Here is a 20,923-nt window from a genome sequence, read left to right on the forward strand (position 1 = left end):
CCAATGGCGTTTTCATGCCTTCTTGCCACTTCGGCAACGCGCGATGGGTTTTCTATCCGTCGATCCGACCGCTGGCGATCGTGCATTTCGCACGGCGCCCAGGCGGCCATCGTGCAGGATGCTGGGCTTTGCTCCGGCCGCATATATCTAACTGATTGATTTAGTTGAATATTATTTTGTAAAAAAACTGGCATGCGCTCTGCAATAGCTCTCCTAACGAATAATCAAAATGCGGGAGAAAGCAGCATGACTCGCCCAAGCCTCAGCTCACTGCATGTATCGCCACTGCGCTTGCAACAAGGCCTGTTCGCCAGCCTGGCCTTGATGGTCACGTTGATTGGCGGCCAGCAGTTGCAGCATTGGCAGCAGAGTCAGCAGCAAACCCCGCATTTCGAACGTCCGGCGATGACCCAGACCCACTTTCGTTCCATTGATAGCCGTTCCGTTGGCAGCGTTTCTGCCGACGTAACCGTTCCCCAACTGCGGATGGTTGACCAGGCGTCTGCCCTGAATGAACTGCCATCCCAGGAACGTTGGGTGTTCTAGGCAATAAAAGGTCGCTTGAGTTGAGCGATTGCACGGCAGTACCGCTGTCACCCCCTATAAAAGCGTAAGGAGAATCACCATGTTGAGTTGGGCAATCACATTTCTGATCATCGCCATTGTGGCTGCAGTCCTGGGCTTCGGTGGTATCGCGGGCACCGCCACGGGTATCGCCAAGATCCTGTTTGTGGTCTTCCTGGTGATGTTCATCGCTTCGTTCTTCTTTGGTCGTCGCGGCCGAGGCTGAATATGACCCGTTTGTCCCTCAAAACCATGGCTGCCGTCCTGCTCCTGGGCGGCAGCGGCTTGGCGATGGCCGCTCACGACGGCCAGAGCCGCGCCAACGAATTGCTCGGCGCGGACCCGCAGTACCGTGAAACCTGGCAAAGCGTGGTGAAGAAAGAAGAGCGCCTGCCGGAATGGGTCATGAACCTGTCTGGCGCCGCCGAGCAAATGAATGCCGTCGAAGAAGGTGGCGACAAGTACTTGGTCGGGCCGCTCTGCGAAACCGCAGACACCTGCCGAGACAAGCGCCTGATCGTCGCCTTCAGTTACGACAAGGAAGACGCCTACGCCATGTTGGTGGAAGTCCCGGCCGGCCTGCCGGCGGACAAATCCCCGACCCGGCACGCCGATTACCGGTTTATCGGTAAGCCGGACGCAGGCATGCAAAAGCTGCTGATGGAGCAGCTTAAGAAAGATCCGAATTGGTACTAGGTTCCGTCTGATGCATTTGTCGTCTACGGGACCGGCGTCCATAGAAAGAAGCCTGTGCGCTTCTTTCTGTTTGCATCGCTCGCCAAGGGTGTGATGCATGACCAGGGGGCCGGGTTGCTCTGATCCTTCGCGATCGGCGCGACCTACGGGGACAGGGAGTGCCTGCGCAAGGGCCGGGTCAGGTGAAAAGCTGCGACGCAAGTCCACACGCTCTCGAGCTTGCTGGACTTGCGGCGCGCTTATGACGTTCACCCCCGCCTCTTATGCCGCTCATAGCCGAGAGTCTTCTTTTCGCCCGAGCCCAATCATTACTGGGTATGTCGGGGCGACCATCTATCGAGAAAATTTTGCCCGCGCCATAGGACATTTCAGTCAATGTACCGCTGAAAGTACGGGCATTTTTGCCAACGCTCCCAGGTTGTCCTGAATCTCTGAGCGAGCCTGATTTGACCGGTTCACGGCATATTCACCGGGCAAAATGTCGCATTTGAACTGACCGTTCGGACAGTTATTCTTAAAAAAAGCCATGCCGATTCGGCATAGGGTAGGCGTTTACGGCATTAGACGTCGCCTCCTTGCATGGGAATAGTTGCGCCTTTTTTCGCCTGCCAGTAAGCCATTTCGGCCATGCGGCGGTGACCTTCTACGGAGGCAGATGCACACACTTTTTCGCTTCCGGGCGTTGCAGCTGGCGCATTTGCCTTAAGTTCACTTGAAGTAAGGGTAATGACATGAAGAAGGCAAAGCTAAGCCTCGCCTGGCAGATCCTCATCGGTTTGGTGCTGGGTATCGCAATCGGTGCCGTGCTCAACCATTTCAGTGCTGAAAAGGCCTGGTGGATCAGCAATGTGCTGCAGCCAGCGGGCGATATCTTTATCCGCCTGATCAAGATGATCGTGATCCCGATTGTGATTTCTTCGCTGATCGTCGGCATTGCCGGTGTCGGTGACGCGAAAAAGCTCGGGCGCATCGGTGTCAAAACCATCCTTTACTTCGAAATCGTCACCACCATCGCCATCGTGGTCGGCCTGTTGCTGGCCAACGTGTTCCACCCCGGTGCGGGCATCGACATGAGTACCCTGGGTACCGTGGACATCTCCAAGTACCAGGCGACCGCGGCGGAAGTGCAGCATGAGCATGCGTTCGTCCAGACCATCCTCAACCTGATCCCGTCGAACATCTTTGCCGCCGTCGCGCGTGGCGAGATGCTGCCGATCATCTTCTTCTCCGTGCTGTTCGGCCTGGGCCTGTCGAGCCTCAAGCCTGAGCTGCGCGAACCGTTGGTGACGATGTTCCAGGGCGTGTCCGAGAGCATGTTCAAAGTCACCCACATGATCATGAAGTACGCGCCTATCGGTGTGTTCGCGCTGATCGCGGTGACCGTCGCCAACTTCGGCTTCGCTTCCCTGCTGCCACTGGCCAAGCTGGTGATTCTGGTTTACGTCGCCATCCTGTTCTTCGCCTTTGTGGTCCTGGGCCTGATCGCACGCCTGTTCGGCTTCTCGGTGATCAAGCTGATGCGTATCTTCAAGGATGAGCTGGTGCTGGCCTACTCCACCGCCAGTTCGGAAACCGTGCTGCCGCGTGTGATCGAGAAGATGGAAGCCTACGGCGCGCCGAAGGCCATCTGCAGCTTCGTGGTGCCGACCGGTTATTCGTTCAACCTTGATGGTTCGACCCTGTACCAGAGCATCGCGGCGATCTTTATCGCGCAGCTGTATGGCATTGATTTGTCGGTCGGCCAGCAACTGATGCTGGTGTTGACGCTGATGGTCACCTCCAAGGGCATCGCCGGTGTGCCGGGTGTGTCCTTCGTGGTGTTGCTGGCGACGCTGGGCAGCGTGGGCATTCCGTTGGAAGGCCTGGCGTTCATTGCCGGTGTCGACCGCGTCATGGACATGGCGCGTACCGCGCTCAACGTGATCGGCAACGCCCTGGCGGTACTGGTCATCTCCCGTTGGGAAGGCATGTACGACGATGCCAAGGGCGAGCGCTACTGGAACTCCCTGCCGCACTGGCGCACCAAGCAAGTGCTGCCGATCGGTGAGACCAGCCGCGGCTGAGGCCAGCCTGATGCGAACAAACCCCGGGAAATCCGGGGTTTGTCGTTTCTGCCAGCCCCGCTATCATTCGCCCCATCTTTCGGGGGATTCAACTGATGCTCAATGGCCTGTGGCTTGGCTTCTTTGTCGTGGCAATGGTGTCAGCACTGGCGCAATGGCTGGTGGGCGGTAACGCCGGGATTTTTGCGGCGATGGTGGAAAGCATTTTCGCCATGGCCAAATTGTCGGTGGAGGTCATGGTGTTGCTGTTCGGCACCCTGACGTTATGGCTGGGCTTTTTGCGCATCGCCGAAAAAGCCGGGATCGTCAATTGGTTGGCCAAGGCCCTGGGCCCCCTGTTCCGCCGGCTGATGCCGGAAGTGCCGGCCGGCCACCCGGCCATCGGCTTGATCACCCTTAACTTCGCCGCCAACGGCCTGGGCCTGGACAACGCCGCCACGCCCATCGGCCTGAAAGCCATGAAGGCGTTGCAGGAACTCAACCCGATCCCCAATACCGCGAGTAACGCGCAGATTCTGTTCCTGGTGCTCAACGCGTCCTCGCTGACGCTGTTGCCGGTGACCATCTTCATGTACCGCGCCCAGCAAGGCGCGGCCGACCCGACGCTGGTGTTCCTGCCGATCCTGCTGGCCACCAGCGCGTCGACCCTGACGGGCTTGCTCTCGGTGGCGGTGATGCAGCGCCTGCGGCTGTGGGACCCGGTGGTGCTGGCCTATTTGATCCCGGGCGCACTGCTGCTGGGCGGCTTCATGGCATTGCTGGCGACCTTGTCCGCCACGGCGCTGGCCGGGCTGTCGTCGATCCTCGGCAACCTGACGCTGTTTGGCCTGATCATGCTGTTCCTGCTGGTCGGCGCGTTGCGCAAGGTGAAGGTGTACGAGGCGTTTGTCGAAGGGGCCAAAGAGGGCTTCGACGTCGCCAAGAACCTGCTGCCATACCTGGTGGCGATGCTTTGCGCGGTGGGCGTGTTGCGTGCGTCCGGCGCGCTGGACTTTGGCCTGGAAGGCATTCGTCATGTGGTGGCCTGGACCGGCCTGGACACGCGCTTCGTCGACGCGCTGCCGACCGCGATGGTCAAGCCGTTCTCCGGCAGTGCCGCACGGGCGATGTTGATCGAGACCATGCAGACCCAGGGCGTCGACAGCTTCCCGGCGTTGGTGGCGGCGACGCTTCAGGGCAGTACCGAGACCACCTTCTATGTGTTGGCGGTGTATTTCGGCTCGGTGGGCATCCAGCGGGCAAGGCATGCGGTGGGTTGTGCATTGCTGGCGGAGTTTGCCGGTGTGGTGGCGGCGATTGCGGTGTGCTACTGGTTTTTCGGTTAAGGCTTGGATAGCTATCGGGAGCAAGCTCCCTCCCACATTCAACCGTATTCATCCTGACGAAACGCGGTCAACTGTGGGAGGGAGCTTGCTCCCGATGAGGCCCTCAGCGCTTCGGTGCAGTGTTGCCCTGCGCCACCACCCAATCCACCACCTGCTTGTTCAACTGATCCCCCGCCTGCCCAAACCCGGCCACCACCGCCGGCACTTTGTTGTCGCTGACCGGTTGGCGCACTTCAAACCGGCGGCTGGCAATGATCCGCTGATCACTGCCGCGCACCAGCCGCGCATCCAGGCGGATCACCACTTCCACCGCATTGCCGCGGTATTCGCTCTGGAACGCCTGCAATTGCCCGCCCAACTCGTAGTCGGCCTGCAGGTTGGTCTCGTCGCTGCTCAGCAGTGTCACCCGGCCATCGCGCTGGAAGCCATCCATGAAGCGGTTACGCAGCAGTACCGGCGCCGGGTCGCTCCAGCGTGAGTTGGCGTAGCTGCTGATCAGATCACCCTGGGGCACCACGGCAATGCGCGAGCTGTCGAGGAACTCGCTGGTCTGCGGCTTGGTCACGCGCAGCGACCAGGCTACCGGCGCCGCTTGGGTGGCCGCCGGGGCCGAGGCCAGGCGATAGACGTCGGACGGATCGGGCTTGGGCAGGATCGAGCACGCGCTGACCAGCGCCAGGGCCACGGGGGCGATCAGTTGGTAAGCACGCTTCATGGCGTGAACTCCTTGTTCTTGTCGCTGCCCAGCAGGTAACCGCTGGGGTTGGCTTCCAGGCGGCGGGAGATGGCGCGCAGCGAACCGAGGGTTTCGCGCAGTTCGCGCACGGCCGGCGCCAGTTCGTTGAGGCCCTGCATGCCGCTGTTCACCGAGTCCTTGTTATCGGTCAGCAAGGTATTGATGGTCGCGGTGCTTTGCTCAAGGGATTTCATCGCTTGTTCGGCGCTGCCGAAGACCTGCTTGCCTTGATCGTTGAGCAGGCCGTTGGCATTGCGCATCAGCGCAGTGGTCTGTTCCAGGGCGGCACCGGCCTGCTTGCTGACCTGCATCAGTTGCTGCATCACCACCTTGATATCACCGCGCTGCTCGGCAATCGCGCCGGTGGTTTGTTCCAGGTGGTCCAGGGTGTTGCTGATGCGCTCGACATTCTGCGCGGAGAACATTTCGTTGGCGTTGTGCAGCAGCAGGTTGATGCTGGTCATCAGGTCGTTGCTGTTGGTCAGCAACCGCGCGATTGGCGATGGCGAGGCAATGATCTCCGGCAGGTTGCCGTCCTTGCCCTTGAGTTTCGGGCTTTGCGGTGTGCCACCGCTGAGCTGGATGATCGATGTGCCGGTGATGCCGGTCAGCGCCAGTTTGGCCTGGGTGTCTTCCTTGATCGGCGTCTGCCCGGAGAGGCGGATGCGCGCGAGCACGCGGCGCGGGTCTTTGGGGTCCAGGCGCAGGCTGATGACATCGCCCACCTTGATCCCGCTGTACTGCACCGAGCTGCCCTGGGACAGGCCGCTGACCGCCTCGTTGAAAATCACTTCGTAATCCTGGAACGCGGTGTCGACGCTGGACTTGGCCAGCCACAGGCCGAACAGCATCGCGCCGACCACCACAATCACGCTGAACAGACCGATCATCACATGATGGGCTCGGGTTTCCATGTCATACCTCGTTGAGCGGTTGAGCGGCATCCAATGCCGCGCGGCCCCGGGGGCCGTGGAAATATTCGTGAATCCAGGCGTCGTCGGTTTCCGAGACGACATCGATGGCATCGGCCACCAGCACTTTCTTCTGCGCCAGCACCGCCACGCGGTCGGTGATGGTGTACAGCGTGTCCAGGTCATGGGTGACCAGGAACACACTCAGGCCCAGCGCATCGCGCAGGGTCAGGATCAGTTGGTCGAATTGCGCGGCGCCGATCGGGTCGAGCCCGGCGGTGGGTTCGTCGAGGAACAGGATGTCCGGGTCCAGCGCCAGGGCACGGGCCAGGGCTGCACGCTTGATCATGCCGCCGGACAGCGACGCCGGGTATTTGTCGGCCGCCGACAACGGCAACCCGGCCAGGGCCAGTTTGACCGCAGCCAGGTGCTCGGCGTCGGCGCGGCTCAGGCCGGCGTGTTCGATCAGCGGCAGCGCGACGTTCTCGGTCACCGTCAGCGAGGAAAACAGCGCGCCCTTCTGGAACAGTACGCCAAAGCGTCGTTCCACCAGGGAGCGCTCATGCTCCGGCAGGTTCGACAAGTCCTTGCCGAATACCCGTACCTCGCCTGCGCTGGGCCGGCGCAGGCCGACGATGCTGCGCAACAGCACCGACTTGCCGCTGCCGGAACCGCCGACCACGGCGAGGATTTCGCCCTTGTACAGATCCAGGTCGAGGTTTTCATGCACGCTCTGGCTGCCAAAGCGATTGCACAGCCCACGGACTTCGATCACCGCCTCGCTGGGCGCTCGGGGTCGGCGACTCACCAGCTCATCTCCATGAAGAACAGCGCGGCGACCGCATCCAGCACGATCACCACAAAAATCGATTGCACCACGCTGGAGGTGGTATGGGCGCCGACCGACTCGGCGCTGCCGCTGACCTTGAAGCCTTCCAGGCAACCGATGGCGGCGATCAGGAAGGCGAAGAACGGCGCTTTCACCATGCCCACCAGGAAATGCTTCACGCCAATGTCCGACTGCAGCAGCGAGAGGAACATCGCCGGCGAAATATCCAGGGTCAGCGCACACACCACCCCGCCGCCGACAATCCCCGAGAGCATCGCCAGGAACGTCAGCATCGGCAGTGACACCAGCAGTGCCAGTACCCGGGGCAATACCAGCAGCTCCATCGGGTCCAGGCCCAGGGTGCGGATTGCGTCGATTTCTTCGTTGGCCTTCATCGAGCCGATCTGTGCGGTAAAGGCACTGGCGGTGCGGCCGGCGATCAGGATCGCGGTGAGCAAGACGCCGAATTCCCGTAGGAAGGAGAACGCCACCAGGTCCACGGTGAAAATTGTCGCGCCAAAGCTCTTGAGTACCGTGGCGCCAAGGAATGCCACCACGGCGCCCACCAGAAACGTCAGCAAGGCGACGATGGGCGCGGCGTCGAGGCCGGTCTGTTCGATATGCGCAACCATCGGCGTCACGCGCCAGCGCTTGGGCCGGAAAATGCTGCGGGCGAAGGTTTCCAGGATCAGGCCGATAAAGCCCAGCAGTTGCTTGCTGTCCAGCCACACTGTGTCCACCGCGGCACCGATGCGCGCCAGCAACTGGATGCCGACGGCTTCTTCCGGCGCTTTTTCCGGTACGCAAAAATCGTTCAGGGAGCGGTAGACAGTCTTGAGCAGCGCGCGGTCGGCGGCGGACAGGCTGCAATCGGTCTGCTCGGCGGATTGCTCGATGCGGTCCGGGCCCAGCAGCTCCACCAGCAGTGAGGCGCCGGCTGTGTCGAGGGCGCCGAGGCCATTGAGGTCGATGCGGGCGCCGGCGTCGTATTGGCCGTCGAGTTTGTCCGACAGTTTCTTCAGGTTTGTGTAGTGGGCAAGCGTCCAGTCCCCCGTAATCCTGAGTAACGGGGGGGCGGTGGACGTATCGAGGTGGGCTGTGCCGGCCGAGGTACGAGTGGTCATAAGCTCCGAGCTTGTCTGGCTATCCACAATGCCTACGTAATAACACGATACAGCTTACTTTGGGTTGTCCGTTTGTGCTGTGTCAGTCACTTTGAAGCGCAGCACACCGATCACCTGCCCGTCCTCGGTCAGCACCCGGACTTGCCAGCGCCCCACGGAGTCGGCCGGGAAGTTCTGCTTGTGGGTCCAGGCGCGGTAGCCTTCCTTGCGCCCGCCGTGGATATCCAGGGCGATGCGGTCGACTTCCTGGCCGTTGAATTTCCACACATGGTAGATCCGCTCATCCAGCCCGCGCGGGGCATTGATCGCGGTATAGGCATACAGCCCGCCGCTGCGCAGTTGGGCGGCGCTGACCTCTTTGAGATCGTCGCCGGGTGTGCGGTCTTGCAACTGGGTGCTGATCGCCACTTCGGTCATCCACAAGGTGGCCGGTGGAACCCAACTGCGTAGGAACCATCCGGCGCAGCCAATTGCGGCCGTGACCCCGAGCAACATCGCCCAGCCTTTGACGCTGCGCAGCGGCAGGCTTACGGCCAGGCTCGGGATCGACAGGACCATGGCCACGCCGAGGGCCAGCTTGTAACTCTCGGCGGTGGTCAGGTGCAGGATGATCGGCAGCGCGGTGAGCAGCGCGGCGAACAGGGTCAAGGTGTGCAAGGCGAGGAACAGCGAGCGTTTGGGCGCCAGCCACTTGTAATACAGCGGGTCGGTGATCGACACCAGCGCCGCCGCGCCGAGCAGCCCGGTGAAGATCGATTGGCCGCTGTTCCAGGTGGTGGTGATGAAAAAGAACGGCAGCACGAAAAACAGACTTTCCTGGTGGATCATCTGGGTGGCGTAACGCAGCAGCGGTTCGGGGATTTCGCGCTTGAAGAGTTTGGTGAACAGCTGGGTAAAGCTGTTTTCCAGCATCAGCCACAGCCAGCTCACCAGCATAATCACCGCGATCCAGCTGGCCATGCCCTGCTGGCGGTCCACCAGGATGAAGCTGCTCACCCCCGAGATGAAACCGCCGAGTGCAATCACCCCTGGGTAGCGCTTCATCAGTTCGAGGATGCGCTGGATGTAGTGGTTCAGGTTCGGCATTCGGCGGTCACAGTCTTTGTAGGAAAAATCCCAGACAGAATAACGTCTTAGCCCTGGGTGCGGTGCCTCATTACGCGATCCGTTTGCGATAACTGCGCACGCCGATCACTCCAATCGCGATCAGCCCGAGCACACCGGCGCCGATCCAGTTCAGCATGTCGTAGCTCAGCAGCGGTTTCTCGATGCGCCAGTAGCCCGGCTGCTTGAAGAGTTGGCGCATGGCCTGGTTGGTCTGCGCCAGGCTCACGGCCTTGATGCGTTTGACCGGGTCGCTGAAGTGACCGTTGTCGTAGTCGCCCGAGGCGCTCCAGTAATAGTCGGCCAGCGCGCTGTTGCCCTGCACGGCCCAGGCCTGGCGTGCGATGGCGGCGTTTTGCAGGCGGGCGAATGCCGCCGGGTCGAGGCCGTCCTTGAGCAGTTGGGCCGTGAGGTCTTGCAACACCTGTTCGGCTTCGGCGAGGTTTTCCCGTTCGAGGTCGGCATTCAGGCTGAGGAAACCGACGCCGCCGAGCACTTCGCGTTCGCTCCACGGGCCGTAGGACAAGCCGTGCTTGAGGCGCAGTTGGCGATACAGCGCCCAGTCGAGGTAGTCCTTGAGCAGGTTGTAGGTTTCGTCATGCTGGTCGTCGAGTACCGGCTCGGGGAACAACCAGTGCAGTTTGGCGCCGTTGCCGACCCAGCCATGGATCAGGTCGCGGCGGTTGGCGGCGGCGTGCTGGATTTCCGGCAGGGCCAGATGCTCGGTGGGCTCGACCGGGACAAGTTGGCCATAAGTGCGTTCCAGATAGGCCGGCAGCAGTTTGTCGAGGTCGCCGACGATGATCAGCGTCATGTTGTTGGGGGCGTACCAGTTTTTGCGCAGTTGCTCCAACTGGTCGCGGGTCAACTGGCCGGCCTCGGCGCGTTCGGCGCACTTGAGGCCCAGTTCGACCGCCAATTGGTTGCTGGCGGTGTGGCCCAGGTCCTGGCGGTCCAGCAGGCGTTGCAGGTGCGAGTAATGGCCGCCGTCTTCGCGCTCGACCACCTGCTTGGCTGCATTGATATGGGCATCGGTCAGTTCGGTGCGGGTGAGGATCGCCCGCAGCAGGTCCAGGACCTTGCGCTGGTTTTGCGCGGGCGCCTCGATCACGAAGGTGGTGTCGGCGTTGCTGGTGTAGGCGTTCCACTCGCCGCCCAGGGCTTGCATGCGTTCTTCGAGGTCGCCTTCGCCGCCGCCGTCGATACCGCTGAACAACAAGTGTTCGAGCAGGTGCGGCAGTTCCTTGTCTTCGCAGCGGAAGTCATCCAGGCCCACGCCGACCACCAGGCGAATCGCCACATGCCCGCGTTCGGTGCCCGGCTTGAGCAGCAGTTGCAGGCCGTTGGGCAAGGTGTAGCCCTCGACGTGCAGGCGGTCAAAGGCAAAGGCGTGTGCAGAGCCCATGAGCAGGCAGGCGAGTAACAGGCGACGCATAACTGGCTTCCTGGCGAGTGAGGTCAGTGTTAACTGACTTCAGCGGCCGTCTTACGTTCAGGGCGAATGTGTGATGTCGGCAATATCTTCGGCGGACAGCGCGCCGGTGTCGGACGTTTCCAAGACTACATAAGCACTGCTGCAAAACAATGAGTTCAAGCGTTTCATGTCGGCAATCAGTTCCAAATGCAGGGAACTGGTCTCCAGGCTCTGTACGATCTTGCGTTGCAGGCGGCTGACGTGGGCATGGGCCAGGCGCCGCTCCTGGGCGCGGAAGCGGCGTTTCTCGCGCAGCAATTGGCGTGCGCTTTCCGGGTCGGCACTGAGGAATACCGACAGGCCCAGGCGCAGGTTGGCAATCAGTTGGCTGTGCAGGCCGGTGAGTTCTTCCAGGCCCACTTCGGAGAACTGGCGACGTTGGGACGTTTTCTGCTGCTGGACTTTGCGCAGCATGCGTTCGATCAGGTCGCCGGCCAGTTTCAGGTTGATCGACAGCTCGATGATCTCGGCCCAGCGGCGGTTGTCCTGTTCGCTGAGGTCTTCGCGGGGCATTTGCGCCAGGTAGAGTTTGATCGCGCTGTAGAGCGCCTCGACGTCGTCGCTGAGGCTGCGCATTTCCTGGGTGATGGCCGTCTGTTTGCCGCGCAGCACTTCGAGCATTGCGGTGAGCATGTTGTCGATCAGGTCGCCCAGGCGCAGGGTTTCCCGCACCGCGTTGGCCAGCGCCAGGCTTGGCGTGGCCAGGGCGGCGAGGTCCAGGTGGCGCGGCGTGGCCTTGCCGTTGGCCTCTTCCCGTTCGGGCAGCAACCACGCGCAGACCCGGGCCATCGGGCCGATGCTCGGTAGCAGGATCAGGCAGCGACTGACGTTGTAGAGCAGGTGGAAGCTGATGACCATGCCTTGGGCGCTGTAATCCAGGCCGTCCATCCACAACACGAGCGGGTCGAGCACCGGGATGATCAGCAACAGGCCGATCAATTTGTACAACAGGCTGCCCAGGGCCACCTGGCGTCCGGCGGCGTTCTGCATGTTGGTGCTGAGGAAGGCGAGCACGCCGCTGCCGATGTTGGCGCCGATCACCAGGCCGATGGCCACGTGCAAGCCGATCAGTCCGGCGCCGGCCAGGGTGGCGGTCAGCAGTACGGCGGCGAGGCTGGAGTAGGAAATCATCGCGAACAACGCGCCGACCAGCGCATCGAGCAGGATGTCGCCGGTCAGTGAGGCGAACAGCACCTTCACGCCCTGCGCGTGGGTAATCGGCCCGGCGGCTTCGACGATCAATTGCAGGGCGAGGATGATCAGCCCGAGGCCGATCCCGACCCGACCCAATTGCCCGGCCCGTGTCTGCTTGCGCGAGAGGAAGAAGATCACCCCGAGAAAGATCAGCAGCGGCGACAGCCAGGACAGGTCCAGGGTGAGCACCCGGGCCATCAGCGCCGTCCCGACGTCGGCGCCGAGCATGGTCGCCAGGGCAGGCATCAGCCCCATCAGGCCCTGGCCGACAAACGATGTGACCAGCATGGCGGTGGCGTTGCTGCTCTGCACCATGGCCGTCACCAGGATACCGGCGACGAACGCCAGCCAGCGCTTGGACATGTTTTGCCCGATGACGTGGCGCAGGTTGGAACCGTAGACCCGCAGGATGCCGGTACGGACGATATGCGTGCCCCAGATCAGCAGGGTCACGGCGGAAAGCAGATTGAGCAAGGTCAGCATGCTCGGCCCCCCGTGTGGGTGGGCTCCAACAGGAGCCAATGAGAATTGCCGCGTGCCGTTCTACGTCTTGTACTTAAGCTGTAGTTGGCGAAAGGGCTGTGCGCCAGCATCGCATAGCTAAAGTCGGGTTTGAAACAAAACTGTCATGAAGTCAGTTTTGTGCAGATGAAAAAATGGGGCGCGAACGCCCCATTTCAGCAGCGGATCAAGATTATTGACCCGGAATGTCCTTGCGCAGTTTCACAGGGTCCTGCTGTTTCTTCTTTTTCGCGATGGCGGTACGCATCTTGATGTTCACCGCTTCCACCGCCAGCGAGAACGCCATGGCGAAGTAGACGTAGCCTTTAGGCACATGCACGTCGAAGGATTCGGCGATCAGCACGGTACCCACCACTACCAGGAACGACAGCGCCAGCATCTTCAGCGACGGGTGCTTGTCGATGAAGTCACTGATGGTGCCGGCCGCTGCCATCATCACCAGCACCGCGACCACGATCGCCGCGATCATCACCGGCACGTGGGACACCATGCCGACGGCAGTGATCACCGAGTCGAGGGAGAACACGATGTCGATGATCGCGATCTGGATGATGGTGTAGATGAACTTGCCACCGGCGCCTTTGGGCTCTTCGTGGGTTTCGTCTTCACCTTCCAGGGCGTGGTACATCTCCTGGGAGCTTTTCCACAGCAGGAACAAACCACCGAAGAACAGGATCAGGTCGCGCCCGGAAATGCCCTGGCCGAAGACCACGAACAGGTCGTCGGTCAGGCGCATGACCCAAGTGATGGACAGCAGCAACAGGATTCGCGTGACCATGGCCAGGGCCAGGCCGAAGATCCGGGTACGCGCCTGCATATGCTTGGGCATGCGGCTGACCAGGATCGAAATCATGATGATGTTATCGATGCCCAGAACGATCTCGAGGGCCGTCAGGGTGAAGAAGGCAATCCAGATTTCCGGATTGGTCAGCCATTCCATGTGTATTCCTTTAAGCGAGTGTTAAACCGCGCCAGCTGCAGCGCCGCGCGGTGAGTCGGTACGATTATAGAGTGCTGAACAGCGGAAAAATCCCCATCAGCAACGCCGCGAACATTATGCACAGGCACACCAGCACTGCCCACTTCAGGGTGAAGCGCTGGTGATCGCCGAATTCGATACCGGCCAGGGCCACCAGCAGGTAAGTCGATGGCACCAACGGGCTGAGCAAGTGTACGGGTTGGCCGACGATGGAGGCACGGGCCATTTCCACGGCGGTGATGCCATAGTGACTGGCGGCTTCGGCCAGCACCGGCAGTACGCCATAGTAGAACGCATCGTTGGACATGAAGAAGGTGAACGGCATGCTCACCAGCGCGGTGATCACCGCCAGGTAAGGGCCCAGGGCTTCTGGAATGACCGCCAGCAGGCTCTTGGACATGGCGTCGACCATGCCGGTGCCCGACAGGATGCCGGTGAAAATCCCTGCAGCGAAGATCAACCCCACCACGGCCAGTACGCTGCCGGCATGGGCGGCGACGCGGTCTTTCTGCTGTTGCAGGCACGGGTAGTTGACGATCATCGCGATACTGAACGCCACCATGAACAGCACCGGCAGTGGCAACAGGCCGGCGATCAACGTACACATCAGCGCCAGGGTCAGCACGCCGTTGAACCAGATCAGCTTCGGACGGCGGGCATCCGGGTATTGCGACACGCTGATTTCGCTGTGGTCGATCTCGTCGCCCTGCAGGTGCAGTTCACCCAGGCGCGCACGTTCGCGCTTGCCGTACATGTAAGCGATCACCAGGATCGCGACCACGCCGGCGGCCATGGCCGGGATCATCGGGACGAAGATGTCTGACGGGTCCACGTGCAGCGCACTCGCGGCGCGAGCGGTCGGGCCGCCCCAGGGCGTCATGTTCATCACGCCACCGGCGAGGATGATCAGGCCGGCCATGATCCGTGGGCTCATACCGATGCGCTGGTACAGCGGCAGCATCGCGGCCACGCAGATCATGTAGGTGGTGGCACCGTCACCGTCAAGAGACACCACCAAGGCCAGCACGGCGGTGCCGACCGAGACTTTCAGCGGGTCGCCCTTGACCATCTTGAGGATCTTGCGCACGGCCGGGTCGAACAGGCCGGAGTCGATCATCAGGGCAAAGTAGAGGATGGCGAACATCAGCATCACGCCGGTCGGCGCGAGCTTGGTGATGCCTTCGAGCATCATCGGGCCGATCTTCGGCGCAAAACCGCCGAACAGCGCGAACAGAATCGGCACGATGATCAGGGCGATCAGCGCGGACAGGCGCTTGGTCATGATCAGGAACATGAACGTGATGACCATGGCAAAGCCAAGGAAAGTCAGCATAGGAATACTCCAGGCGTAGCGCGGCTAAGGAATGGCGAACCGGGTGGGGTCAGCGCAGAGCGAGAGGCACGAGGCTTACGGGTGGAGTGGGGGCGAACAGGCGGGAACGGGCGGACATCGGGAATCACCATTGTTGTTGTTAACAGCCGGTCTGTTGCCGGCAGTGGGGGCGATCCTAGACGCGTAAGCTTTCAGCCAGCTTTCGTTGATCAAACAGGTGAGGTGGAAATGACACACGGTCTCCAGGCCTGCGCAGATCAACATGTGGGAGGGGGCTTGCTCCCACATTCAGCTGGTGTATGCGCAAATTTTCAGGGCAGTTCGAGGCCGCCCGCTGCTTTGTGCAGTTTGCGCAGATGTTCGCCAATCTGCTTGAGGTTGGCTTCGCACGCGGCAATCTCGGCGGCGCGGGACGGGTCCAGCAGCGCCCTCACCTCTTTATCCAGTTCGCCGGTCAGGGATTGCAGCTGTTTCTGGCGCTCGGCACTTTCCGATTCCAGCCGCTTGGACTCCGAAGGTTGCGGCAAGCCGTAGCCACCGCTGCCCAGCAGTTCTGCCGGGCGGCTGAGGAAGCCGCTGTTGGCGAGGATTTGTTGCAAGGTGGCGTTGGCTTTCTCCATGCCGCCGTTCTTCAGCTCGCGGGCCCCGAGGTAGCGTTGTTTGACTTCGTCCTGGGCCAGCATCAATTGTTTGCGAAAGCTTGCCTGTTCCAGCAGCAGTAATGCGGCGCTGGTGCGCAGGTCGGCCTGCTCGAACCAGTGGCGGCGCTCTTGCGCGCTCAGGGACAGCCAGTCTTCGACCTGGGTCTGTTGGATCGGCAGGCGCTTGCGCAGCACGTCGAACATCGCTTGGTAGCGCTCGCGGAACGAGTCGAAGTGATAGCCCAGGCGCAGCGCCTCGCGCTTGTCGTTCAACACGCTGGTATCGGCCAGGCCGCGCGCCTGCAGGACCTCCAGCAGCCCGTTGGGCGTGATGTTGTCCAGACCGGTCAGTTTCGGGTTGGCGCTGCCGCTGCGTAACAGTTTCAGGCCTTCGACCGCGCAGTTGTTGGACAGGAAGAAGTAGTTGCCGTCGTAGCTCCAGTGCATTTCGGCCGCGTGTTCGACGGTGTCCTCGATCTCCCGGCGCGTCAGCTTCAGCGGCACCGAGGCGAGGCCGCGCAACTCGGTCTTGGTGTACTCGTCGATGACCTGGGCCAGCGGCAACACGAACAGCCGTGACGGGTACTTGCCCACCAGGCCGTCCCAGCTCGACAGTTGTACGTCACCGACAAAGGCGCGGTAGGACAACACCAGATGCTGATCCAGATCCAGCCGACAGTCCGGGCCGCGAGGGCGCCCCGGCGCGCAGATCACCAGGCGCAACATGCTGTGGCCCCAGCGACTGACCAGGTTCTGGTTGGCTTCGGCGAGCAGGTAATCGATTTCGTAGACCCGTTCCGGGTCGACATGGCCCAGGGGCGTCTTGGCGAAATCGTTGCCGGCGTTGAGGAAGGCGTAGGTCTTGGCGCAGGTGTCTTGCGCGGGCGGCGCCCAGCCAAAGTGTTCCTTGTAATAGCGGAACAGCGCGGGGCGGCGGCAGGCGTAGCTCGGGTCGAGGAGGAAATATTCCATATTGACCGCGACGAACTCCAGTGGGCTGCTGGTTTCGTAGAGGTCCGGGCTGCGCGCGACCTGGCGGTTGTGCTGCTCGCGCTCACCGCGGCGGCCGACGTATTGCGGCCAGCCGGCGAGGTCGAGCAGGCGCGGGTCGTCACTGAGGGTGAAGCGGCGGTCGTTCTGGCCACGGCATTGATCGGGCAGGCCGACCAGGCCGGTGATGCTGTTCTGGCGGCTGCAGCGGCGGATCAACGCGCGCTCGTCGCTGGGCCACAGGCGCGCACGGTCGTAGATGTGGGTCAGTTCATGCAGCACGGTGGCGAGCATTTCCCGGCGCACGGTGCCGTGGGGGCGGTTGGTCTTGCGGGTGGCGGCGCTGCCGTCGGTCAGGCTGGCGAGCAGGTTGCGGTTGAGGTCCAGCTCGGACACCAGGGAGGCCTGGCCGTAAGCGTTGGCGGGCATCTTGTCGGTCCAGCCGACATCGATGCGCCGGTCCAACTGTTCGATGAAGCGCGGCGGCAGTGAGCGCAGCGCTTCATCGAGCAACGCCTGGCTGGCCTGCTGTTCGGCTGGGCTCAAACCTTCGGTAATGAGCCGCAGTTGCAGGCTTGCCTGGGCTGCGCCGGCACACAACAGCACAGCCCCGGCCAGGAGCCAGGCGATGAGACGCCTCACAGCGCGAGAATGGCTTCGGCGAGGGTCTGGTCGCTGGCATCACGGGCTTCCGGCACGCGGGTGCGCAGGGTGTCGAAGGCGGCTTCGAGTTGTGCGCCACGGATCTCGCCGTTGCTGGCGACGAAGCTGGCGGCGTCATCGTGGGCTTCGCGCACGATTTTGGAGTCGCGGATGGAGGTGGTGGTGTCCGAGGTAAAATCAATGGTGCGCGCGGAGGCGCGGACGATGATGTTACTGGTGGCCTTCAAGGTCTGCGCGTGGGCGACATCGGTCAACAACAGCAGGCCGAGAGCGGCGGCGATCAGCGGGCTACGCATGGAATGACTCCGAAATACAAAGATGATTATTGGACGAGAATTGCTTGCGCCAGTTCAAGGTCGCTGGCGTTAAGTTTTGGTTGGCTGCGGCGCAGACGATCCAGCGCTGATTCCAGCCGAGCCCCCCGCCATCGGCCGTCAGTGGCAATGAATGCGGCAGCGTCATCCTGGGCGGCCAGCACCCACTTTCGGTCAAACGGCGCGGAGGTCACTTTGCTGGTGGCATAAGCGCTCACCACAGTGCTCTGGGTGGACAGATCAAAGGCCGAAGCCAATGGCGACCAGCCAGCAGCAAACATCACGGGAACCAGCAATAGGCGGTATGAAAAAGCCATGGGACTCGACAACTGAAAGCGAGCGCCAAGGCTAGCGCAATGCCCGGGCGAGAGCCAGCGTCGAGGCATCCGGGAGCGGCTGGCGCGCCCTTGTTCCGACGGGTTTTCAGATGGCCAGAATGGCCTGGGCCAGTTGTGCGTCTGTCGCAGCGCCCAGTTGCGGCGCTTGCTGGCGGATCTGCGCCAGGGCGCTTTCCAGTTTGACCCCACGAATGGCGCCTTGGCTGGCGACGAAGCTGGCGGCGTCGTCACGGGCGGCGCGCACGACCTTGTTGTCACGCAGGGAGGAGGTGGCATCGGAGCTGGCATCGGAGGTGGCTTTCAATGCGCCGACGATCGAGTCGGTCGTCACGATGAGGCTGGACGCATGGGCGTTGGCGGCGAGGGCCAACAGGGCGGCGGCACTCAGCAGGCGAAGACGGGACATGGGGTTACTCCTGTAGATGAACAAATAAGGTCGCGCGCAGCGGCCACTGTGAAACGGATGTGGATGCCATTGAGCATCAGACGCCCGTTCTACACGGTTTGCCACGTGGTGACCGGATATTAAGCCGCGGCCTGTCCATTCGAAAAGCGCCTTGACTGTCTAGTCACGCCAGAACGGCTTGGACAGCTCGACATGGCGCTCGCCGGGGCTGATACCCGCGTCGGACAGCTCTCGCGGGTCGAGTTGGGCCAGTTGGTGTCGTTCTCGGGCCTGTTGCCGCCACCTGGCGAGCGTGGCGACGGTGCGGCGTAACAACGTGGTGCGCGGGGTTGGTGGGTGCATGGGGAGCGCCTTACAGGGTCTTTTTTTTGGAAGACCATGTTGAGCGGATCGTTTCGACCGATACAGATACACCGGCGTTCAATTGTACTGCTCGATTGTTATAACAATCGAACTGTACTGGTTGGTTTGCAAGCTATCTGTTCGGGGCCGAAAACACCCGAGCCCAGACACAACAAAGCCCGCCTCCGGTGACCCGGGGCGGGCTTTGCTTAACGAATCAGGTTGCTGGCTGTGGACCCGGTGGGTCAGGGCCAGCGGGCGCTCATTAGCGCCAGAACGGCTTGCTCAGCTCTTCGTAGCGTTGTGCTTCGCTGATACCGGCGTCAGCCAGCAGACGCGAATCCAGACGAGCCAGTTGATGGCGGCTGGAGATACGGCGCTGCCACAGCATCAGGTTGGCGATAACGCGCAGAGGCAGGGAAGCCTGGGTGCTTACAGCTTTTTCTTCAAAGAACAGATCGGAACTGAGTGTACGTTCCATGATGACATCCTTCCGCTTGTGGCGGGATTAGGTAGTGGTTTAACTGATGCCAATGATCCTCCTCCCGCGCAAGACTCTCTAGATACAGTTCACCTGTATTGTGAGGGGCCAGTTAACTGTTTATAGCGGCTGTACTGTACGGAAATGGGGCAACTGTACCTGTCCGCACTGAAACAGTGCAAAAATGGCATTTTAGAAGAGAGGTGTGGGATATTTCGGTAGGAAAAGACCGGTACAGCAGTACAGTTTTTTCCAGAAAGGGGGGTGATGCAACCGAGCTGATGAAACTGTGTGCATCAGCTCGGTTGTGTATCGATCAATCCTTGAGCATGTGCCCGGTTTCTTCCAGGTTAATGTGCCAGCTCAGGGCTTCGCGCAGGACGTGTGGGGTGTGGCCACCAATCGCGCAAGCGGCGTTGAAGTATTTGTTCAACGCATCGCGATAGTCCGGATGCACGCAGTTGTCGATGATCACCCGTGCGCGCTCCCGTGGCGCCAGGCCACGCAAGTCGGCGAGGCCCACTTCGGTCACGAGGATGTCGACGTCGTGCTCGGTGTGGTCGACGTGGCTGACCATCGGCACCACGCTGGAAATCGCCCCGGCCTTGGCAATCGACTTGGTCACGAAGATTGCCAGGTGCGCGTTACGCGCGAAGTCGCCCGAGCCGCCGATCCCGTTCATCATCCGCGTCCCGCACACGTGCGTGGAGTTGACGTTGCCGTAGATGTCGAACTCCAGCGCGGTGTTGATCGCGATGATGCCCAGGCGACGAACCACTTCGGGGTGGTTGGAAATTTCCTGCGGACGCAGCACCAGTTTGTCCTTGTAGTGCTCCAGGTTGCCAAACACGTTGCTGTTGCGCCGCTCCGACAAGGTGATCGAACTGCCGGAGGCGAAGCTCAGCTTGCCAGCGTCAATCAGGTCGAACGTCGAGTCCTGCAGCACTTCCGAATACATGGTCAGGTCTTCGAACGGCGAATCGATCAAGCCACACATCACGGCGTTGGCGATGTTGCCGATCCCGGCCTGCAGCGGGCCGAGCTTGTTGGTCATGCGGCCGGCATCCACTTCCTGCTTGAGGAAGTTGATCAGGTGGCTGGCGATGCCTTGGGTGTCGGCGTCCGGCGGCGTCACTGTGGAAGGCGAGTCAGCCTTGTTGGTGATCACGATGGCGACGATCTTCTCCGGCGGAATCGGGATCGCGGTGCTGCCAATGCGGTCGTCGACTTTTACCAGCGGGATCGGCGTGCGCGTCGGCCGATAGGTCGGGATGTAGATGTCGTGCAGGCCTTCCAGGTTCGGGTTGTGCGCCATGTTGATCTCGACGATCACTTGCTTGGCGAAAATCGCGAAACTGGCCGAGTTGCCCACGGAAGTGGTCGGCACGATATGGCCTTGTTCGGTGATCGCAACGGCTTCGATCACGGCAATGTCAGGCAGCTTGAGCTGGTTGTTGCGCAGTTGTTCGACGGTTTCCGACAAATGCTGGTCGATGAACATCACCTCGCCGGCATTGATCGCCTTGCGCAGGGTGCTGTCGACCTGGAACGGCATGCGTCGCGACAGCACGCCGGCTTCGGTCAGTTGCTTGTCGAGATCGTTGCCCAGGCTGGCGCCGGTCATCAGGGTGATTTTCAGCGGCGACGTCTTGGCACGTTCGGCCAGAGCTTGAGGGACGGCCTTGGCTTCACCCGCACGGGTAAAGCCGCTCATCCCGACGGTCATGCCGTCCTCGATCAGTGCGGCGGCATCAGCCGCGCTCATGACCTTGTTCAACAGCGAAGGCAAGCGGATACGATCACGGTACATGGATTGTTATCTCGAGATACGGAGGCAAGGTGCGCAGTTTAGTGATTTCAAAAGTTTTCGGCCCGCTACCATGGTCGAATGCCG

The 20,923-nt window shown here is 61.5% G+C and carries 21 protein-coding genes; 5 read left to right on the plus strand and 16 right to left on the minus strand.

Features of this window, described 5'->3' with window-relative positions:
- Positions 1-246: 246 nt before the first annotated feature.
- The 5 genes from MOQ67_RS01750 to MOQ67_RS01770 all read left to right on the plus strand — a co-directional run bounded on the left by MOQ67_RS01750 (position 247) and on the right by MOQ67_RS01770 (position 4,648).
- The gene (locus MOQ67_RS01750) at positions 247-546 is read left to right on the plus strand and encodes a hypothetical protein (protein WP_017849036.1); all 300 of its coding nucleotides are present in this window, start codon (positions 247-249) and stop codon (positions 544-546) included.
- A gap of 79 nt (positions 547-625) precedes the next feature.
- The gene (locus MOQ67_RS01755) at positions 626-790 is read left to right on the plus strand and encodes a DUF1328 domain-containing protein (RefSeq protein ID WP_003170804.1); all 165 of its coding nucleotides are present in this window, start codon (positions 626-628) and stop codon (positions 788-790) included.
- A 2-nt stretch (positions 791-792) separates the two neighbouring features.
- Positions 793-1,260, plus strand: a complete 468-nt coding sequence (locus MOQ67_RS01760; RefSeq protein WP_198717361.1) for an inhibitor of vertebrate lysozyme family protein — start codon at positions 793-795, stop codon at positions 1,258-1,260.
- Between the two features lie 731 nt (positions 1,261-1,991).
- Positions 1,992-3,323 carry a glutamate/aspartate:proton symporter GltP gene (gene gltP / locus MOQ67_RS01765; protein WP_198717360.1) on the plus strand — a complete coding sequence of 444 codons (1,332 nt, stop codon included), beginning with the start codon at positions 1,992-1,994 and terminating at the stop codon, positions 3,321-3,323.
- A gap of 95 nt (positions 3,324-3,418) precedes the next feature.
- Positions 3,419-4,648: a nucleoside recognition domain-containing protein gene (locus MOQ67_RS01770; RefSeq protein ID WP_046484547.1), complete on the plus strand. Its 1,230-nt coding sequence runs from the start codon at positions 3,419-3,421 to the stop codon at positions 4,646-4,648.
- Positions 4,649-4,751: 103 nt separating this feature from the next.
- Here MOQ67_RS01770 and MOQ67_RS01775 read toward each other — a convergent pair whose 3' ends face one another.
- The 16 genes from MOQ67_RS01775 to MOQ67_RS01850 form a co-directional block, all read right to left on the minus strand.
- The gene (locus MOQ67_RS01775) at positions 4,752-5,363 is read right to left on the minus strand and encodes an ABC-type transport auxiliary lipoprotein family protein (RefSeq protein ID WP_198717359.1); all 612 of its coding nucleotides are present in this window, start codon (positions 5,361-5,363) and stop codon (positions 4,752-4,754) included.
- A complete protein-coding gene (locus MOQ67_RS01780) occupies positions 5,360-6,298 on the minus strand; it encodes an MlaD family protein (RefSeq protein WP_046381529.1) in 939 nt (312 codons plus the stop codon). Before MOQ67_RS01780 ends, MOQ67_RS01775 begins: the two co-directional genes overlap by 4 nt.
- Before the next feature lies 1 nt (position 6,299).
- Positions 6,300-7,103: an ABC transporter ATP-binding protein gene (locus MOQ67_RS01785; protein ID WP_017849042.1), complete on the minus strand. Its 804-nt coding sequence runs from the start codon at positions 7,101-7,103 to the stop codon at positions 6,300-6,302.
- Positions 7,100-8,248, minus strand: coding sequence for an ABC transporter permease (locus MOQ67_RS01790; RefSeq protein WP_017849043.1), 1,149 nt, complete (start codon positions 8,246-8,248; stop codon positions 7,100-7,102). Before MOQ67_RS01790 ends, MOQ67_RS01785 begins: the two co-directional genes overlap by 4 nt.
- 54 nt (positions 8,249-8,302) lie before the next feature.
- Positions 8,303-9,334, minus strand: a complete 1,032-nt coding sequence (locus tag MOQ67_RS01795) for a DUF5924 family protein (protein ID WP_017849044.1) — start codon at positions 9,332-9,334, stop codon at positions 8,303-8,305.
- Between the two features lie 70 nt (positions 9,335-9,404).
- Positions 9,405-10,787, minus strand: a complete 1,383-nt coding sequence (locus MOQ67_RS01800; RefSeq protein ID WP_046484541.1) for a M16 family metallopeptidase — start codon at positions 10,785-10,787, stop codon at positions 9,405-9,407.
- Positions 10,788-10,844: 57 nt separating this feature from the next.
- Positions 10,845-12,503: a Na/Pi cotransporter family protein gene (locus tag MOQ67_RS01805; protein WP_017849046.1), complete on the minus strand. Its 1,659-nt coding sequence runs from the start codon at positions 12,501-12,503 to the stop codon at positions 10,845-10,847.
- A gap of 211 nt (positions 12,504-12,714) precedes the next feature.
- Positions 12,715-13,482 (minus strand): TerC family protein, encoded by a 768-nt coding sequence (locus tag MOQ67_RS01810; RefSeq protein WP_017849047.1) that lies wholly within the window; start codon positions 13,480-13,482, stop codon positions 12,715-12,717.
- 64 nt (positions 13,483-13,546) lie between these two features.
- Positions 13,547-14,854 carry a CitMHS family transporter gene (locus MOQ67_RS01815; RefSeq protein WP_017849048.1) on the minus strand — a complete coding sequence of 436 codons (1,308 nt, stop codon included), beginning with the start codon at positions 14,852-14,854 and terminating at the stop codon, positions 13,547-13,549.
- Between the two features lie 311 nt (positions 14,855-15,165).
- Positions 15,166-17,127: a DUF7844 domain-containing protein gene (locus MOQ67_RS01820; protein WP_026140291.1), complete on the minus strand. Its 1,962-nt coding sequence runs from the start codon at positions 17,125-17,127 to the stop codon at positions 15,166-15,168.
- A complete protein-coding gene (locus MOQ67_RS01825; RefSeq protein ID WP_017849050.1) occupies positions 17,124-17,444 on the minus strand; it encodes a DUF2388 domain-containing protein in 321 nt (106 codons plus the stop codon). The genes MOQ67_RS01820 and MOQ67_RS01825 overlap by 4 nt, the downstream gene beginning before the upstream one ends.
- A gap of 26 nt (positions 17,445-17,470) precedes the next feature.
- Complete coding sequence (locus MOQ67_RS01830) at positions 17,471-17,779, minus strand: DUF2388 domain-containing protein (protein ID WP_026140292.1); 309 nt, start codon at positions 17,777-17,779, stop codon at positions 17,471-17,473.
- A gap of 106 nt (positions 17,780-17,885) precedes the next feature.
- The gene (locus MOQ67_RS01835; protein WP_104904173.1) at positions 17,886-18,206 is read right to left on the minus strand and encodes a DUF2388 domain-containing protein; all 321 of its coding nucleotides are present in this window, start codon (positions 18,204-18,206) and stop codon (positions 17,886-17,888) included.
- Positions 18,207-18,365: 159 nt separating this feature from the next.
- Positions 18,366-18,548: a DUF1127 domain-containing protein gene (locus tag MOQ67_RS01840; protein ID WP_104904172.1), complete on the minus strand. Its 183-nt coding sequence runs from the start codon at positions 18,546-18,548 to the stop codon at positions 18,366-18,368.
- Between the two features lie 265 nt (positions 18,549-18,813).
- Complete coding sequence (locus MOQ67_RS01845) at positions 18,814-19,029, minus strand: DUF1127 domain-containing protein (protein WP_017849054.1); 216 nt, start codon at positions 19,027-19,029, stop codon at positions 18,814-18,816.
- Positions 19,030-19,345: 316 nt separating this feature from the next.
- Positions 19,346-20,839, minus strand: a complete 1,494-nt coding sequence (locus MOQ67_RS01850; protein ID WP_017849055.1) for an acetyl-CoA hydrolase/transferase family protein — start codon at positions 20,837-20,839, stop codon at positions 19,346-19,348.
- Positions 20,840-20,923: the final 84 nt, after the last annotated feature.

This window comes from Pseudomonas sp. LY-1 (genome assembly GCF_053502595.1).

Coding starts and splice junctions, on each gene's coding strand:
- MOQ67_RS01760 (WP_198717361.1), top strand. CDS start 793: ATGACCCGTTTGTCCCTCAAAACCATGGCTGCCGTCCTGCTCCTGGGC.
- MOQ67_RS01850 (WP_017849055.1), bottom strand. CDS start 20,839: ATGTACCGTGATCGTATCCGCTTGCCTTCGCTGTTGAACAAGGTCATG.
- MOQ67_RS01800 (WP_046484541.1), bottom strand. CDS start 10,787: ATGCGTCGCCTGTTACTCGCCTGCCTGCTCATGGGCTCTGCACACGCC.
- gltP (WP_198717360.1), top strand. CDS start 1,992: ATGAAGAAGGCAAAGCTAAGCCTCGCCTGGCAGATCCTCATCGGTTTG.
- MOQ67_RS01840 (WP_104904172.1), bottom strand. CDS start 18,548: ATGCACCCACCAACCCCGCGCACCACGTTGTTACGCCGCACCGTCGCC.
- MOQ67_RS01815 (WP_017849048.1), bottom strand. CDS start 14,854: ATGCTGACTTTCCTTGGCTTTGCCATGGTCATCACGTTCATGTTCCTG.
- MOQ67_RS01805 (WP_017849046.1), bottom strand. CDS start 12,503: ATGCTGACCTTGCTCAATCTGCTTTCCGCCGTGACCCTGCTGATCTGG.
- MOQ67_RS01845 (WP_017849054.1), bottom strand. CDS start 19,029: ATGGAACGTACACTCAGTTCCGATCTGTTCTTTGAAGAAAAAGCTGTA.
- MOQ67_RS01790 (WP_017849043.1), bottom strand. CDS start 8,248: ATGACCACTCGTACCTCGGCCGGCACAGCCCACCTCGATACGTCCACC.
- MOQ67_RS01775 (WP_198717359.1), bottom strand. CDS start 5,363: ATGAAGCGTGCTTACCAACTGATCGCCCCCGTGGCCCTGGCGCTGGTC.
- MOQ67_RS01755 (WP_003170804.1), top strand. CDS start 626: ATGTTGAGTTGGGCAATCACATTTCTGATCATCGCCATTGTGGCTGCA.
- MOQ67_RS01830 (WP_026140292.1), bottom strand. CDS start 17,779: ATGGCTTTTTCATACCGCCTATTGCTGGTTCCCGTGATGTTTGCTGCT.
- MOQ67_RS01795 (WP_017849044.1), bottom strand. CDS start 9,334: ATGCCGAACCTGAACCACTACATCCAGCGCATCCTCGAACTGATGAAG.
- MOQ67_RS01810 (WP_017849047.1), bottom strand. CDS start 13,482: ATGGAATGGCTGACCAATCCGGAAATCTGGATTGCCTTCTTCACCCTG.
- MOQ67_RS01750 (WP_017849036.1), top strand. CDS start 247: ATGACTCGCCCAAGCCTCAGCTCACTGCATGTATCGCCACTGCGCTTG.
- MOQ67_RS01825 (WP_017849050.1), bottom strand. CDS start 17,444: ATGCGTAGCCCGCTGATCGCCGCCGCTCTCGGCCTGCTGTTGTTGACC.
- MOQ67_RS01780 (WP_046381529.1), bottom strand. CDS start 6,298: ATGGAAACCCGAGCCCATCATGTGATGATCGGTCTGTTCAGCGTGATT.
- MOQ67_RS01835 (WP_104904173.1), bottom strand. CDS start 18,206: ATGTCCCGTCTTCGCCTGCTGAGTGCCGCCGCCCTGTTGGCCCTCGCC.
- MOQ67_RS01770 (WP_046484547.1), top strand. CDS start 3,419: ATGCTCAATGGCCTGTGGCTTGGCTTCTTTGTCGTGGCAATGGTGTCA.